General features: G+C 57.5%; 12 protein-coding genes. 6 read left to right on the top strand and 6 right to left on the bottom strand.

Annotated elements, in window-relative coordinates:
- The first annotated feature begins 7 nt into the window (after positions 1 to 7).
- Both EBA31_RS01565 and EBA31_RS01560 read left to right on the top strand, forming a co-directional pair.
- Complete coding sequence (locus tag EBA31_RS01565; protein WP_122076860.1) at positions 8 to 2,884, top strand: valine--tRNA ligase; 2,877 nt, start codon at positions 8 to 10, stop codon at positions 2,882 to 2,884.
- Between the two features lie 201 nt (positions 2,885 to 3,085).
- The gene (locus EBA31_RS01560) at positions 3,086 to 3,589 is read left to right on the top strand and encodes a GNAT family N-acetyltransferase (RefSeq protein WP_044554020.1); all 504 of its coding nucleotides are present in this window, start codon (positions 3,086 to 3,088) and stop codon (positions 3,587 to 3,589) included.
- Positions 3,590 to 3,636: 47 nt separating this feature from the next.
- Here the strand turns inward: EBA31_RS01560 and EBA31_RS01555 are convergent, their stop codons facing one another.
- Positions 3,637 to 4,626, bottom strand: coding sequence for an acyltransferase (locus EBA31_RS01555; protein WP_122076857.1), 990 nt, complete (start codon positions 4,624 to 4,626; stop codon positions 3,637 to 3,639).
- 352 nt (positions 4,627 to 4,978) lie between these two features.
- Here EBA31_RS01555 and EBA31_RS01550 point away from each other — a divergent pair, with 352 nt between their 5' ends.
- Complete coding sequence (locus tag EBA31_RS01550) at positions 4,979 to 6,586, top strand: GMC family oxidoreductase (protein WP_122076854.1); 1,608 nt, start codon at positions 4,979 to 4,981, stop codon at positions 6,584 to 6,586.
- 24 nt (positions 6,587 to 6,610) lie between these two features.
- Here EBA31_RS01550 and miaE read toward each other — a convergent pair whose 3' ends face one another.
- Both miaE and rraB read right to left on the bottom strand, forming a co-directional pair.
- Positions 6,611 to 7,375: a tRNA isopentenyl-2-thiomethyl-A-37 hydroxylase MiaE gene (gene miaE, locus EBA31_RS01545; protein WP_122076850.1), complete on the bottom strand. Its 765-nt coding sequence runs from the start codon at positions 7,373 to 7,375 to the stop codon at positions 6,611 to 6,613.
- Positions 7,376 to 7,474: 99 nt separating this feature from the next.
- On the bottom strand, positions 7,475 to 7,903 hold the full coding sequence (gene rraB / locus EBA31_RS01540; RefSeq protein WP_020825014.1) for a ribonuclease E inhibitor RraB: 429 nt from the start codon (positions 7,901 to 7,903) through the stop codon (positions 7,475 to 7,477).
- Positions 7,904 to 8,066: 163 nt separating this feature from the next.
- Between rraB and argF the strand changes: the two genes are divergently transcribed.
- Both argF and EBA31_RS01530 read left to right on the top strand, forming a co-directional pair.
- Positions 8,067 to 9,086, top strand: a complete 1,020-nt coding sequence (argF, locus tag EBA31_RS01535) for an ornithine carbamoyltransferase (RefSeq protein ID WP_122076846.1) — start codon at positions 8,067 to 8,069, stop codon at positions 9,084 to 9,086.
- 202 nt (positions 9,087 to 9,288) lie between these two features.
- Positions 9,289 to 10,857, top strand: a complete 1,569-nt coding sequence (locus EBA31_RS01530; protein ID WP_122076842.1) for an ABC transporter substrate-binding protein — start codon at positions 9,289 to 9,291, stop codon at positions 10,855 to 10,857.
- Between the two features lie 237 nt (positions 10,858 to 11,094).
- Here EBA31_RS01530 and EBA31_RS01525 read toward each other — a convergent pair whose 3' ends face one another.
- The 3 genes from EBA31_RS01525 to EBA31_RS01515 are packed head-to-tail and all read right to left on the bottom strand — an operon-like array spanning position 11,095 to position 13,852.
- Complete coding sequence (locus EBA31_RS01525) at positions 11,095 to 11,493, bottom strand: RidA family protein (protein WP_020825011.1); 399 nt, start codon at positions 11,491 to 11,493, stop codon at positions 11,095 to 11,097.
- On the bottom strand, positions 11,490 to 12,950 hold the full coding sequence (locus tag EBA31_RS01520) for an amidohydrolase family protein (protein WP_122076839.1): 1,461 nt from the start codon (positions 12,948 to 12,950) through the stop codon (positions 11,490 to 11,492). The genes EBA31_RS01525 and EBA31_RS01520 overlap by 4 nt, the downstream gene beginning before the upstream one ends.
- A 38-nt stretch (positions 12,951 to 12,988) precedes the next feature.
- Entirely contained in the window at positions 12,989 to 13,852 is an 864-nt protein-coding gene (locus EBA31_RS01515) for a MurR/RpiR family transcriptional regulator (RefSeq protein WP_046374619.1), read from the bottom strand.
- Positions 13,853 to 14,045: 193 nt separating this feature from the next.
- Here EBA31_RS01515 and EBA31_RS01510 point away from each other — a divergent pair, with 193 nt between their 5' ends.
- On the top strand, positions 14,046 to 15,287 hold the full coding sequence (locus EBA31_RS01510) for an amino acid deaminase (RefSeq protein ID WP_122076836.1): 1,242 nt from the start codon (positions 14,046 to 14,048) through the stop codon (positions 15,285 to 15,287).
- Positions 15,288 to 15,305 lie beyond the last annotated feature (18 nt).

Genomic DNA, 15,305 nt, shown 5'->3' with positions numbered 1-15,305 from the left:
ATATAAAATGGAAAAGACAAACAGTCATCTCGATACCGCATACGACCCGAAAGAGATCGAACAGAAGCTGTACGATCACTGGGAAAACCAGGGTTACTTCAAGCCAAACGGTGATACCAGCCAGGAAAGCTTCTGCATCATGATCCCGCCGCCGAACGTCACCGGCAGCCTGCACATGGGTCACGCCTTCCAGCAGACCATCATGGACACCATGATCCGTTACCAGCGCATGCAGGGTAAAAACACCCTGTGGCAGGCCGGTACCGACCATGCCGGTATCGCCACCCAGATGGTGGTTGAGCGCAAGATCGCCGCAGAAGAAAACAAAACTCGCCATGACTATGGCCGCGATGCGTTCATCGACAAAATCTGGCAGTGGAAAGCGGAATCCGGCGGCACCATCACCCGCCAGATGCGTCGCCTGGGCAACTCCGTGGACTGGGAGCGCGAGCGCTTCACCATGGACGAAGGCCTGTCCAACGCGGTACGTGAAGTGTTTGTCCGCCTGCACAAAGAAGATCTGATCTACCGCGGCAAACGCCTGGTGAACTGGGATCCGAAACTGCGCACCGCCATCTCCGATCTGGAAGTGGAAAACCGCGAGTCCAAAGGCTCCATGTGGCACCTGCGCTACCCGCTGGCTGACGGTGCCAAAACCGCCGAAGGCAAAGATTACCTGGTGGTCGCCACCACCCGTCCGGAAACCGTGCTCGGTGATACCGGCGTTGCGGTAAACCCGGAAGATCCGCGCTACAAGGACTTGATCGGCAAAGAAATCATTCTGCCGCTGGTGGGCCGTCGCATCCGCATCGTCGGTGACGAGCACGCCGACATGGAAAAAGGCACCGGCTGCGTGAAAATCACCCCGGCGCACGACTTTAACGACTACGAAGTCGGTAAACGTCACGGCCTGCCGATGATCAACATCCTGACTTTCGACGGCGATATCCGTCAGGAAGCTGAAGTGTTCAACACCCTCGGCGAAGTGTGCAGCGATTACTGCAACGAAATCCCAGCCCAGTTCCGTGGCCTGGAGCGTTTCGCGGCGCGTAAAGCGGTGGTTGCCGCCTTTGAAGAGCTGGGTTTACTGGAAGAGATCAAACCGCACGACCTGACGGTGCCTTACGGCGACCGCGGCGGCGTGGTGATCGAACCTATGCTGACCGACCAATGGTACGTGCGTACCGCCCCGCTGGCGAAAGTGGCGGTGGAAGCGGTTGAGCAAGGCGAAATTCAGTTCGTGCCGAAGCAGTACGAAAACATGTACTTCAGCTGGATGCGCGACATTCAGGACTGGTGTATCTCTCGTCAGCTGTGGTGGGGTCACCGTATCCCGGCCTGGTACGACGTGAACGGCAAAGTCTACGTTGGCCGCAGCGAAGAAGAAGTACGCAGCGAAAACAACCTGGGTGCCGACGTGGTGCTGACTCAGGACGAAGACGTGCTGGACACCTGGTTCTCTTCCGGCCTGTGGACCTTCTCTACCCTGGGCTGGCCAGAGCAGACCGACGCGCTGAAAACCTTCCATCCGACCAGCGTGATGGTCAGCGGCTTCGACATTATCTTCTTCTGGATTGCGCGCATGATCATGCTGACCATGCACTTCATGAAGGACGAAAACGGCAAGCCGCAGGTTCCGTTCAAGACGGTCTACATGACCGGCCTGATCCGCGACGACGAAGGGCAGAAGATGTCCAAGTCGAAAGGCAACGTGATCGACCCGCTGGACATGGTTGACGGCATCTCGCTGGAAGACCTGCTGGAAAAGCGCACCGGCAACATGATGCAGCCGCAGCTGGCGGAGAAAATCCGCAAGCGCACCGAGAAGCAGTTCCCGAACGGCATCGAGCCGCACGGCACCGACGCCCTGCGCTTCACCCTGGCGGCGCTGGCCTCTACCGGCCGTGACATCAACTGGGACATGAAGCGCCTGGAAGGCTACCGCAACTTCTGTAACAAGCTGTGGAACGCCAGCCGCTTCGTACTGATGAACGCGGAAGGTCAGGACTGCGGCTTCAACGGCGGCGAGAAAGTGCTGTCGCTGGCGGACCGCTGGATCCTGGCCGAATTCAACCGTACGGTGAAGGCATACCGCGAAGCGCTGGACACCTACCGCTTCGATCTGGCCGCCAACATCCTGTACGAATTCACCTGGAACCAGTTCTGCGACTGGTACCTGGAGCTGACCAAGCCGGTCGTGAGCAACGGCAGCGAAGCGGAACAGCGCGGCACCCGCCACACGCTGATCACCGTGCTGGAAGCCCTGCTGCGTCTGGCGCATCCGGTGATCCCGTTCATTACCGAAACCATCTGGCAGCGCGTGAAAACCCTGACCGGCGAAACCGCAGACACCATCATGCTGCAACCCTTCCCAGAGTACGACGCCGCGTTGGAAGACGCGCAGGCGCTGAACGACCTGGAGTGGATCAAGCAGGCGATCACCGCGGTGCGTAACATCCGCGCCGAGATGAACATCGCCCCGAGCAAACAGCTGGAAGTGCTGCTGCGTAACTGCAGTGCTGACGCCCAGCGTCGCGTGCAGGAGAACCAGAGCTTTATCGAGCGTCTGGCGCGTCTGGAGTCTATCGCCCTGCTGCCTGCGGGTGACAAAGGCCCGGTATCGGTCACCAAACTGGTGGACGGTGCCGAGCTGCTGATCCCTATGGCCGGCTTTATCGATAAAGACGCCGAAATCGCGCGTCTGTCGAAAGAGATGGGCAAGCTGGATGCAGAAATCGCCTCGATCGAAGGCAAGCTGGCCAACGAAGGCTTTGTGGCGCGCGCGCCGGAAGCCGTGGTCGCCAAAGAGCGCGAACGTCTGGCAGCCTGCAAAGAAGGCAAAGTGAAGCTGCAGGAACAGCAGGCGACCATCGCCGCGCTGTAATCTTTCGGTTCACTGCCACAGTTGAAAAACAGCGGGGATTTCCCCGCTGTTTTTTTATCGCCGTTGCATCCGGCCCGCTTTAGATGTTATTACAAGATATTGCTGCATGGACGCCGCCGGGATATAAACCCGGCGCGTTTTTGTCTGCACAAAAAACGATATTCCGGAACCCTTCGGGTTCTTTTTATGGCGAGTGTAACTATGACAACAGCAACCCCAGTACGTCTTCTGGTGCGCCCAATAACGGCTGACGACAACGCCGCTATTGCTAATGTCATTCGCGAAGTCTCTGCCGAGCACGGCCTGACGGCGGACAAAGGCTATACCGTTTCCGACCCCAATCTGGACGTCTTGTATCAGCTCTACAGCCTGCCCCGCAGCGCTTATTGGGTGATAGAAGTCGATGGCCGGATTGCCGGCGGTGGCGGCGTGGCCCCGCTGCAGGGCGGTGACGACGATATTTGCGAATTACAGAAAATGTATTTCCTGCCGGTTTTACGCGGCCAGGGCCTGGCAAAACGCCTGGCGCTGCAGGCACTGGAGTTTGCCCGTCAACAGGGCTTCCGCTGTTGTTATTTGGAAACCACCGCCAGCCTGACGCAGGCCATCGGCCTGTACGAGCATCTGGGCTTCGAACATATCGACCACGCCATGGGCACCACTGGCCACGTCGACTGCGAAGTCACCATGCTGAAAACGCTTTAATCTTGCTGCTGCGCCCGCGGTCATCACGGGCGCAGTATTCAGCCTCCCTACGCCGTTACCCTGCCCTTGATCGCCAGCTCAATCCGGCTCAGCACCAGGCTGGTCAGGTAGGACACCACAATCAGCAGCAGCAGGATCAGCGGCGTATAGCGCGGCGCAAAAATCAGCTTTTGGGTAAAGTAATAGCAGTAGAAGCTGTGGGTCAGCCACATGTACATCGAATGCTTGCCCAGCTCGCCCACCACCCGATTCACCGTGCTGCCCAGCCCGTCTGCGGTTTTCATCATCGCGATGATAAACAGCGGCGTCACCAGCAGCAGCCCCGGATTATGGGCGACGATAAACACCGCCACCGTCACCATCAGCAAGATCAGCGGATGGGTGCGGCTCAGGGTAACAATCAGCTTCGACAGCCAGAAGTCCGCCAGCATTTGCTTGCTGCGGCCAAACACCATGCCAAAGCCGAAAGGCAGCAGCCAGGTGCAATATTCGATCACGATTTCAGGCGCCCAGGCGAAATACTGTAGCCCTCTGCCGCACAGCGCCGCCAGAACCAGCAGCCCCAGTAAAGGGTAGATATTCAGCCGTGATAACAGCGGCAGAGAAAGCACGTACAGCACATAGAGTTTGAAGAACCACCACTCGCTGTTATACGTGGATTTAATGCCAATCAGGTTTTCGAGAAACAGCGGCAGGGAAAGGCTATATCTTTCTCCGGGAAAGAAGAAAATGCCGATAGGGACAAAGATAAATAACACTATCCAATAGCTGATATATAAATTCTTCAGCTTTCCCCAGATATAGTGAAACGACACTTCTTTTTTCAGCGCAAACCCGTAACCGGACAGAAACAGAAACATCGAAACGCAAATCTTGCCGAACAGACCAAGATACATTTCAAGATCAACGCTGTTAACAATATGATAGACCGGGATATCCGGGCTAATTCGGATCGGGTAGGCAAACAGGTGATGGATCAGCATCAATATGATGGCAATCCCTTTTAAATAATTAGATTTATTAATCGAAATGTCCATATTTCTTAATATCTTATCCAACCACAGAGTGGCTCATCATATAGCAGCATTTTTGTGCTGACATCCTCTTTCCCGCTCGGATAAATCTCATATTTAATATTCCGTTTAGAAACAATGCGCCGGATATTTATCACCGCGTATTTTTCGCCCCGGTATCGTCACGGTCGCGCAAACCACAAAAAATATTAATATGAACATTTTATTTTTTATATATTAAAATCAATTAGTTGATAAAAATTAAAAACAATTTATGTGATATTCATTAACAAATTAACGATTTAAAATTGACCTACCGCCCGCTTGCGATACTCTGCCATGACAGGCTCATGCCGTAATCGCACAGGGAGCAGTCATGTCGGAAAACGCTTTTGATTACATCATTGTCGGCGCAGGTTCCGCCGGCTGCGTACTGGCAGCGCAGTTGATCCGCCGCACTCAGGCGCGGGTGTTACTGCTGGAAGCCGGTGGCGACGACAATAATTTATTCATCAAGATGCCGGCCGGCGTGGCGAAAATCATCGCCAAAAAAAGCTGGCCCTACGAAACCGAACCCGAGCCGCACGCCAACAACCGCCGCATGCAGATCGCCCAGGGCAAGGTGTTGGGCGGCAGCAGCTCGGTCAACGGCATGATCTATATTCGTGGCCAGCGGCAGGATTACGACGAGTGGGCCGAACGTTACGGCTGCGTCGGCTGGGGGTATCAGGACGTGCTGCCCTATTTCAAACGTGCCGAGGCCAACGAGAGCCTGTCCGACGCTTATCACGGCGGTGAGGGCCTGCTGCCGGTCAGCGAGAACCGCTACCGACACCCGCTCAGCATGGCGTTTATCCGCGCCGGCCAGGAGCTGGACCTGCCCTACCGCAACGATTTCAACGGCGACAGCCAGCACGGCGTCGGCTTCTACCAGACCACCACCCATAACGGCGAGCGCGCCAGCACTGCACGCACCTACCTGAAAGCGGTGCGCAACGACCAACGTCTGGTGGTGAAACTGAATGCGCTGGTGCACCGAGTGGTATTGGACAACAACGTCGCCACCGGCGTGGTGTATAGCCAAAACGGCGGTACAGAAGTCACCGCGCATGCGGCAAAGGAAGTGATCCTCAGCGCCGGCGCGGTAGGATCGCCGAAGATCCTGATGCTGTCAGGCATTGGGCCACGCGAACATCTGCAACAGTTGGGCATAACCCCGCTCGCCGATCTGCCGGTGGGCAAGAACTTCCACGATCACCTGCATATGTCGATCAACGTCAGCACCCGGCAACCGATCAGCCTCTACGGTGCCGATCGCGGGCTGCAGGCGCTACGCCACGGCACCGAATGGCTGGCGTTTCGCAGCGGCGTGCTGAGCTCCAACGTACTGGAAGGCGCCGCCTTCACCGACAGCCAGGGTGACGGCCGGCCCGACGTGCAAATCCACTTCCTGCCGATGCTCGACAGCTGGGACGACGTGCCCGGCGAACCGCTGCCCAATATCCACGGTTTCACGCTCAAGGTCGGTTATCTGCAGCCCAAGGCGCGAGGGGAAGTCCTGCTGCGCAGCCGCGATCCGCGCGATCCGGTGAAGCTGCACGCCAATTACCTCGGCCATCCGGAGGATCTGGCCGGCAGCGTGCGCGCGGTGAAATTCGGCCTGCGCTTCCTGCAAACCGCGGCCCTCAAGCCGCTGATCAAAGATCTGCTGATGCCGCAGCCGGTGTGGTTGAACGATGACGCCCAGTTGGAGGAGTTTGTGCGCAACTTCTGCAAGACGGTGTATCACCCGGTAGGCAGTTGCCGCATGGGCCAATCGCCGCAGGACTCGGTGACAGATCTGCAACTGCGGGTGCACGGTTTTGAGCGACTGCGGGTGATCGACTGCTCGGTGATGCCGCAGGTCACCAGCGGCAATACCAATGCGCCGACCATTATGCTGGCGGAAAAAGCGGTGGATTTGCTGCTGGGCGCATCGGCGTAACTGAGTTGCGCGGGCGCCCGGCTATCAGGCGAAGGCGGGCACGCCGCTGTGGAAGCGGAACTCGCTGTCCGGCGTTTGGATAAGCTCTGCTTCAATGCGGCCGAAATGGGCCACCCGCTCACTGATGTCGCCACCGGCTATCTGTTCGGCAAGCTGCAGGTAATCCTGATAGTGGCGCGCTTCGGAGCGCAGCAGCGAAACGTAGAAACGGTTTAACTCGTCGTCCAGATACGGTGCCAACCGGGCAAAACGCTCGCAGGAGCGGGCTTCGATATAGGCACCGCAAATCAGCTTATCAATCAGCGTGGCCGGATCGTGGGTGCGGATCTCGCGGATCATGCCTTTGGCATAGCGGCTGGCGGTGATCTTTTTATACGGGATCTGCCGCGCCAGCATGATCTCCAGCACCTGCGAGAAATGATGCAGCTCTTCTTTGATCAGCAACACCATCTTGTCCGCCAGATCCTGGCCGTAGGCCGAGCCGTTCTTAGGCAAGATCTTGCGGGTGAAATTGTTTTGCTGGAACAAGGCTTCCGGCACGCCCTGCGCTTCATGCAGAAACGCTTCATAAGGCCTTAGCAGCGCCAACAAGGCATCACCGCTCTCCTTGTCTGCCACGTAACGGCGGATTAGCCACATGCCGGTTTGCGCCGCTTTCAGCTCGCACACCATATGGTCGGTCAGCAACAGCGGCAGGTTTTCCGGACGACGGGCGGCGTCGATCCAGGCGTCTGGGGTTTCGCAATGCAGGAAGTTTAAAATGGGGGCTAACAGGGATTGGTATTTCATCTGCTTCAACTGCCCTGTGCATTTCAAGTTACAGCTAGCGCTGCGGCTTGAAAAACGGCGGGATAGGCGGGGCCGGCGAGCGCCGGCCCACAAGATTAATTAATGGCGTTTACCGTCGTCGTCTTCGTCGATGAAGTCACCTTCTTCTTCGTCGTCGTCACCTTCTTCGCCGTTCGGATCTTCAAAGTAGGTGCCCCAACCGTCGTAGTTGACGCCGCAACGTGCCGCCAACGCCACCAGCTGCTCTACCTGAGTGTCGATCAACTCGGCGTTGAGACCGATTTCGCTGATCACGTCACAGCACATCACCAGGGTACCGTCTTCCACTTCCAGCTCTTCGGCGTCGGTCACTTCGTAGCCCAACTTGAAGGCTTCAACGGCGGCCTGCTCCAGCACTTCAAACTTCTCAGCAGAAAGGTGGTGTTCGATAGTGTAGAGCGCTTCCGGATCGCTGCCGTCTTCCAGCAGTTCTTCGATGATCAGGCGGGTCTCTTCACGTTGTTCTTCTAGCTGTTCGCGGTTTGCCATGCCTATATCCTCAAGTCAAATGGCCTGTATTCCTTCTATTTTCACACACCGTCGGCATTGCTTCCACGATAAACGTGAAAGATTTCTCCCACGGGGTTGAAATTGAATATTCATACATATAAAGTGAATTTTAATTCAATAACAACAATCAGGATACACGGCAATGAGTAGCATAAAACCGTTCTACAAACGTCACTTCCTAAGGTTAATGGATTTCACCCCGGCGGAGCTTCAGGCGCTGCTGCAGCTTTCGGCCGAGTTAAAGCAGGCCAAGCGGAAAGGCCAGGAAAAACGCCACCTGCAGGGCAAAAACATTGCGCTCATCTTCGAAAAAGACTCGACCCGTACCCGATGCTCTTTCGAAGTTGCCGCTTTCGATCAGGGTGCTCAGGTCACCTATCTGGGCCCAAGCGGCAGCCAGATCGGCCATAAAGAGTCGATGAAAGACACCGCCCGGGTGCTGGGCCGGATGTATGACGGTATTCAATACCGCGGTTATGGTCAGGCGCTGGTGGAAACCCTGGCCAACCATGCCGGCGTACCGGTGTGGAACGGGTTGACCAACGAGTTCCACCCGACCCAGTTGCTGGCGGATCTGCTGACCGTACAGGAGCACCTACCGGGCAAGCCGCTGAGCGAGGTGAAGCTCGCCTACCTTGGCGACACCCGCAACAACATGGGCAACACCCTGCTGGAAGCTGCCGCCTTGGCAGGCATGGACCTGCGACTGGTGGCGCCGAAGGCCTGCTGGCCACAGCCGGAGCTGGTGGCAGAGTGCCAGGCATTGGCAAAACAGACCGGCGCCAAGATCACCCTGACCGAAGACATTGCCGAAGGGGTGAAGGACGCGGACTTTCTGTATACCGACGTGTGGGTATCGATGGGCGAGCCGAAAGAAACCTGGCAGGAGCGTATCGCGCTGCTGAAGCCTTATCAGGTCAATATGGCGATGGTGAAACTGACCGGTAACCCGAACGTCAAATTCCTGCACTGCCTGCCGGCGTTTCACGACGACCAGACCACGCTCGGTAAGCAAATGGCCGAACAATACGGGCTGCACGGCGGCATGGAAGTCACCGATGAGGTGTTCGAATCTGCACACAGCGTGGTGTTCGATCAGGCCGAGAACCGCCTGCACACCATCAAGGCGGTGATGGTCGCCACCCTGAGCGAAACGTTTTAATCTGCATTGCCGGGGCGCAGTGATCCAGCACGCTGCGTCCCCCTCCCGCCTTTTCCGTCTAATATATTTTAAGCATATCAAATAGCCGATTGGCCTTTGTCAGCCGCCGACAAAGACTCTACCGTGGCATTCTGGCGGCGAAAACGCCGTGAAAACAAACGATAACAATAATTTCTTGCCGTACATTCAAGGGAAAACATCGATGAAAGCCAAAGTCCTGCCGCTATTAATGCTTGCCGCCCTGTCCTCCTCCGCGCTGGCCGCCACCCCGCCCAATACGCTGGTGGTCGTGCAATCGCTCGACGATATCGTCAGCCTGGATCCGGCGGAAGCCAACGAGCTGTCGAGTATCCAGACCGTCCCAAGCCTGTATCAGCGGCTGGTGCAGGCGGATCGCGACGATCCGGCGAAAGTGGAACCGGTGCTGGCGGAAAGCTGGCAGGGCAACGCCGCGGCCAAAACCCTGACCATCAAACTGCGTCCGCAGGCGACCTTCGCCTCCGGCAACCCGCTGACTGCCGATGACGTGATCTTTTCCTTTAGCCGCGCGGTGAAGATGAACAAGTCACCGGCGTTTATCCTCAACGTTCTCGGCTGGCAGCCGGACAACATCGACGCACAGCTGAAAAAAATCGACGACCACAGCCTGCAACTGAGCTGGACGGCGAACGTCAGTCCTGCGGTGGCGCTGAATATTCTCTCCACGCCGATCGCCTCGATCGTCGACAGCAAGGCGGTGCAGCCTAACGCCAAAGACGGCGACTACGGCAATGCCTGGCTGAAAATGCACTCCGCCGGCAGCGGGCCATTTAAAATGCGCGTCTATCAACCGCATCAGGCGATTGTGCTGGACGCCAACCCGACGTCGCCGGGCAGCAAGCCACTGCTGAAAAGCATCATCATTAAAAGCGTGCCGGACTCCGCCACTCGCCGCCTGTTGATCCAGCAAGGTGACGCTGATGTGGCGCGCGAACTGGGCCCGGACCAAACCGTGGCGCTGAAAAATCAGCCGGGCGTGAAGGTGCTGGAAATCCCCTCTGCCGAGCAGAATTACCTGGTGTTCAACACCGGCAATACTGCCAATCCGCTGTTGAAAAACCCGGCGTTCTGGGAAGCGGCGCGCTATCTGATCGACTATCAGGGCATCACTAAAGACCTGCTGAAGGGCCAGTATTTTGTGCACCAGAGCTTCCTGCCGGTCGGCTTGCCGGGCGCGCTGAAAGACAATCCGTTCAGTTTCGATCCGGCCAAAGCCAAGGCCATTCTGGCCAAGGCCGGTATCACCAATGCCTCGCTGACGCTGGACGTCGAGAACAAACCGCCGTTTATTACTATTGCTCAGGCGTTGCAGGCCAGCTTTGCCGAAGGCGGCGTGAAGGTGGAACTGTTGCCGGCCGCCGGCAGCCAGGTTTATTCGCGGGTACGCGCCCGACAGCATCAGGCGGCGATCCGCCTGTGGATCCCGGACTATTTCGACGCCCACTCCAACGCCAGCGCCTTCGCCTATAACGACGGCAAGACCAGCACGGTCGCAGGCCTCAACGGCTGGCAGATCCCACAGTTGAACCAGCAAACGCTGGCGGCGGTGGCCGAAGCCGATCCCACCAAGCGCAGCGCGCTGTACACTGCCATGCAGCAAGAACTGCAACGCAGTTCGCCGTATGTCTTTATCGATCAGGCGAAAACCGAAGTGGTGCTGCGCGATAACGTCAAAGGCTATCAGCAGGGTCTGAACGCCGACATGGTCTACTACGATCGCGTCAGCAAATAACCGACTCGCGCCACGGAGCTCCACCGCCTGGTGAAATGATGATTAAGGGAGATTTTTCCCCTAAGGCCACTGGCAAAGTGCTCCAAAGTTTCGTAGTAAGGGCGCTGCATGCTGCGCCCTATCGCATAATCAATCGGTTAAATCGGGTCGACATGTTCGACCCCTACCGGTTTAACCCTTATGCGGGTTTGTCTGCGGTCTGAGGGTGGCTTCCCCCCCCTTTAATCGGCAAGCGCTCTAGCGGGGAATACGTGCGGCGTTATAGCAGGTGATATCCACTTCAACCTTGCAATCCACCACCAGATCGGCGACCGCGCAAATCCGTGCCGGGGGGTGAGCGGCAAAGAACTCGCGAAAGACTTTATTGAATGACTGGAAGTAACGCGCATCAGTCAGAATGACCTTAACGTGCACCACGTCTTCCAGGCCATATCCCGCTTCCGCCATAATATCCAGGCAGTTTTGGATCGCCAGGCGAGACTGATCGATAATTCCCCCCTCCACCACTTCACCATCTTTCATCGGCGTTTGGCCGGAAATGTACAACCAGCCACCGGCTTCTACCGCGCGGGAAAAGGGCAGATGCTGTCCACCGGTTCCGGTTCCGCCGTCAATGCCGTATCTTTTGATCGTCATGCCTTGCTCCTGTCGATTGTGTTGCCCTGACGGCACAAAAACCGCCCGGCGCGCAGGCCGGTCACGGCCTGATGTTGATAACTCAGTACGCCGTTCACCCACACCGCATCGATCCCTGCGGCGGGTTGCTGCGGTTGGCTGAACGTCGCGCTGTCTTTCACTTTCAATGCGTCAAACAATACCAGATCGGCGTAGTACCCTGTTTTGATCAGCCCACGCTGCGGCAGCTGATAACGCGCCGCCGACATACCGCTCATTTTGTGCACCGCCACCGTGAGCGGGAACAAACCTTCATCGCGGCTGTAGTGGCCCAGCACGCGGGGAAAAGCGCCCCACAGGCGCGGGTGCGGCATCGGATCGTTCGGCAAGCCATCCGATCCCACCATGGTCAGCGGATAGCGCAATACCCGGCGCACATCCTGCTCGTCCATGTTGTAATAAATCGCCCCCGCCGGCATCAGCCGTTTGCCGGCCTCATGCAGGCTCATTGACCAGGCCCCGGCGATGTCCCGCAAGGATTGCCCCGCCATTTCCGGGTGCGGTTCGGACCAGGTGATGACGATATCGAACTCATCGGTGATCTGTTTTAAATCCAGCGTCGATGAACTGGCGGAATAAGGGTAACAGTCGCAGGACACGTCCTGCGTCTGGCGCACCCTGTCGAACAGCTTGAGTGTTTCCTGCGTGCGGCCCCAGTTTTTCGCCCCGGCGCATTTGTGGTGCGAAATCACCACCGGCACCCTGCCATGGCGGCCAATGTGGAATGCCTCCTCCATTGCCTCGAGTATGGGCTCAAATTCAGAACGCAGGTGAGTGATGTAAATCCCCTGCTCACCCGCCAGCTCTTCCGCCAATGCCATCACCTCTTGCGTGGGGGCAGAGAACGCCGAGGCATACGCCAGGCCGGTACTCAGACCCAAAGCGCCCTGTTGCAACGCGGCACGCAGTTGCTCACGCATGGCGCAGATTTCCTCGGCATTAGCCGGGCGAAACAGGTCGTCCATCTGGTTACTGCGCAGCGTGGTGTGCCCGATCAGCGTCGCCACATTCACCGCCGGCGTCGCAGCCTCGACCTGCTGACGATAATCGGCAATCGTGGGGTAAACGAAATGCGCTTTTTCTCCCAGCAGGTTCATCGGATCGGGCACGCTGGTTTTGATTACCGCCCCGGCAGCGCTGATGCCACAGTTGCCGACAATCACCGTTGTCACCCCCTGGGATATCTTCGGCAGCATCTCGGGCATGCGGATCACGTTGGTGTCGTCGTGAGTATGTACGTCGATAAACCCCGGCGACAGCACCCGCCCCCGGCCGTCGATCACCACCTCGGCTTCAGCCTCTATGGCGGGTGCGATCGCCGCAATCCGATCGTCTTTCACCGCCACATCGGCACGGTATTGCGGCCCGCCGCTGCCGTCGATCACCGTGACATTTTTAATCAGATACTGATACCGCATGAATCATCATCCTCAGGTTAGTGTCTTGGGGCAGCGACTCAGTCCCCCAGCGGCTGCCGATCTTCTCCTCCACGGTGACTGTCCAGCGCCAGCTTGATGCGGCGCAGACGGTCCCGGGACTGGCGTTTATTCGCCATGGCCAGCGCCGTCGCCAGCACGTCGACCATCGCCAACATGGCGTAGCGCGAAGTACTGGGTTTATAGATGTAATCATTTTCCCGCACCACCAGCGCCAACAGCACGTCGGCCTGCGCCGCCAGCGGCGTTCCTGCCGGCGTGATGGCCACTACTTTGGCCCCGTATTGGCGAGCAATCGCCGCGCTTTCCACCACTTCCTGCGTGTAGCCGCCCAGCGACAGCGCCACCACCACATCCTGCCTGGCCACCGCCGCCGCCATCATGCGCACCAGCAAGCCGTCGCTTTGCGCGGTCACCGGCAGCCCGAGCCGAAACAGGCGGTGCTGTACCTCAGCGGCACAAATGGTCGAGCCGCCGCCCATGCCAATGGCCAGAATTTGCCGCGCGTCGCTGAGCCACTCCACCGCTTTGGCCAGCGCCGGCTCGTCGATCGTCCGGCGGTTAATCGTCAGGACATTGATGATGGTTTCGTAAATCCCCTGGATCCCTTCCAGGTCCGGTTCTTCATGGATAAACCGTTGCCCCACCGCCAACGACTGCGCCAGCTTGACCTTAAGGTCACGCACGTCACGGCAGCCCAGCGTTTTGGCGAAGCGCGTGATCGAGGCCTGGCTGACGTTGGCCTGCCGGGCCAGCTCGGCAATCGGCAAAGCGGTCACCGCGTCCGCCTCGTCCAGAATGAATTGCGCGATACGTTTTTCGGCGCTGCTCAGCTCAATAAAAAGCTCTGTAATGCGCGAGATAATGTCGATATCCACACCCATCGCCTCACCCCATAGTGATTAAATTTTGTCATTTACAATGCAAGAAAACAGTGGAAGACTACACAAAAATCAGCGTTAAAAATGATACTTTGTACCCTAAAATCAAAAAATAATATTTAAATCCAATTAAAATCAAATAAATAAATCAAGATACCCCAATTTAAAAAAGATAGAGCACCCAAAGGATAATGTTATGAAATACCAAAAAGATTTCACCGTTACCCATAAGGCCGCCGTGCTGCGCAGTGACCCGTCTGCGCCGGCAAACCTGCTTAACGAAGATGTCTGCCTGCCGGCCGCGGTGATCAAGCTCAGCAGCCTGGAAAACAATATCGCCTGGATGCAAAACTATGCCGATGCACGCGGCGTCTCGCTGGCCCCGCACGGTAAAACCACCATGACCCCCTGGATCTTCCAGCGTCAGGTAGCCCAGGGCGCCTGGGCGGTGGGCGTCGGTTCCGCCTGGCAGGCGAAGGTGGCAATGGAGGCGGGCGTACCCCGGGTACTGATGGCCAACCAACTGGTCGGCAAGGCCAATATGCGACTCGTGGCCGAATTGAAAGCGCAACATCCCTCCACCCTTTTCCTTTGCTGCATCGACAGCCTGAGCAATGCACAATCCCTCTCGGCGTTTTTCAGCCAGCATGGGCAAACTCTGGATGTCCTGTTAGAGCTGGGCGTGCCCGGTGGCCGCTGCGGCTGCCGTAGCGTGGCACAAGCCGAGCAACTGGCGCAGGATATCGCCGGGCTGCCAGGGCTGCGCTTGCAGGGTATCGAGCTATATGAAGGCGTGATGCACGGCGACGACGCCCAGAGTAAAATCGAACGGTTCCTGCGTGACGCCGCCGGCTTGCTGCGTGAACTGCACCGGCAACGTCTGCTCAGCGGTGAAGAAGCAATCCTCACCGGTGCGGGCTCTTCCTGGTATGACGTGGTTTGCCGCGTTTGGGGTGAAGAGTCGCTGCCGGAAAACTGCCGTCGGGTGATCCGCCCCGGCTGTTACATCACCCACGATCGGGGAATTTATCAGGACGCGCAAAATGCGGTGCTGGCCCGCGATAGCTACGCCTGCGATCTGGCGGGGGAGCTAACCTCGGCATTGGAATTGATAGCGCTGGTACAGTCGGTGCCGGAGCCGGGCCGGGTTATCGTCAATTTTGGCAAGCGAGACGCGGCTTTCGACGCCGGATTACCGCAGCCGATCGCCCATTACCGCAACGGGGTTCGGCAAGACAGCGGCGTGCAGCAGTTAACCACCCAGGGGATTATGGACCAGCACGCCATGTTAAGCTGCCCGGCAGACTTCCCGGTGCAGGTTGGAGATATACTGGTGTTTGCCACCTCTCACCCCTGCCTGACCTTCGATAAATGGAAGACGCTGTTGGTGATTGATGATAATTACAACGTTATAGAAACCATTGAGACATTTTTCTGAGCTCGGAAAAGGATATTT

The sequence above is a fragment of the Serratia sp. P2ACOL2 genome, assembly GCF_003691565.1.
GTDB lineage: Bacteria > Pseudomonadota > Gammaproteobacteria > Enterobacterales > Enterobacteriaceae > Serratia > Serratia liquefaciens.
Note: the sequence above shows the minus strand (reverse complement) of the source record. Positions and strands in the feature narration are given on the sequence as shown.

What these genes read in the sequence shown, in the direction of transcription:
- EBA31_RS01565 (WP_122076860.1), top strand. Translation starts at nt 8, where the DNA reads ATGGAAAAGACAAACAGTCATCTCGATACCGCATACGACCCGAAAGAG.
- EBA31_RS01560 (WP_044554020.1), top strand. Translation starts at nt 3,086, where the DNA reads ATGACAACAGCAACCCCAGTACGTCTTCTGGTGCGCCCAATAACGGCT.
- EBA31_RS01555 (WP_122076857.1), bottom strand. Translation starts at nt 4,626, where the DNA reads ATGGACATTTCGATTAATAAATCTAATTATTTAAAAGGGATTGCCATC.
- EBA31_RS01550 (WP_122076854.1), top strand. Translation starts at nt 4,979, where the DNA reads ATGTCGGAAAACGCTTTTGATTACATCATTGTCGGCGCAGGTTCCGCC.
- miaE (WP_122076850.1), bottom strand. Translation starts at nt 7,375, where the DNA reads ATGAAATACCAATCCCTGTTAGCCCCCATTTTAAACTTCCTGCATTGC.
- rraB (WP_020825014.1), bottom strand. Translation starts at nt 7,903, where the DNA reads ATGGCAAACCGCGAACAGCTAGAAGAACAACGTGAAGAGACCCGCCTG.
- argF (WP_122076846.1), top strand. Translation starts at nt 8,067, where the DNA reads ATGAGTAGCATAAAACCGTTCTACAAACGTCACTTCCTAAGGTTAATG.
- EBA31_RS01530 (WP_122076842.1), top strand. Translation starts at nt 9,289, where the DNA reads ATGAAAGCCAAAGTCCTGCCGCTATTAATGCTTGCCGCCCTGTCCTCC.
- EBA31_RS01525 (WP_020825011.1), bottom strand. Translation starts at nt 11,493, where the DNA reads ATGACGATCAAAAGATACGGCATTGACGGCGGAACCGGAACCGGTGGA.
- EBA31_RS01520 (WP_122076839.1), bottom strand. Translation starts at nt 12,950, where the DNA reads ATGCGGTATCAGTATCTGATTAAAAATGTCACGGTGATCGACGGCAGC.
- EBA31_RS01515 (WP_046374619.1), bottom strand. Translation starts at nt 13,852, where the DNA reads ATGGGTGTGGATATCGACATTATCTCGCGCATTACAGAGCTTTTTATT.
- EBA31_RS01510 (WP_122076836.1), top strand. Translation starts at nt 14,046, where the DNA reads ATGAAATACCAAAAAGATTTCACCGTTACCCATAAGGCCGCCGTGCTG.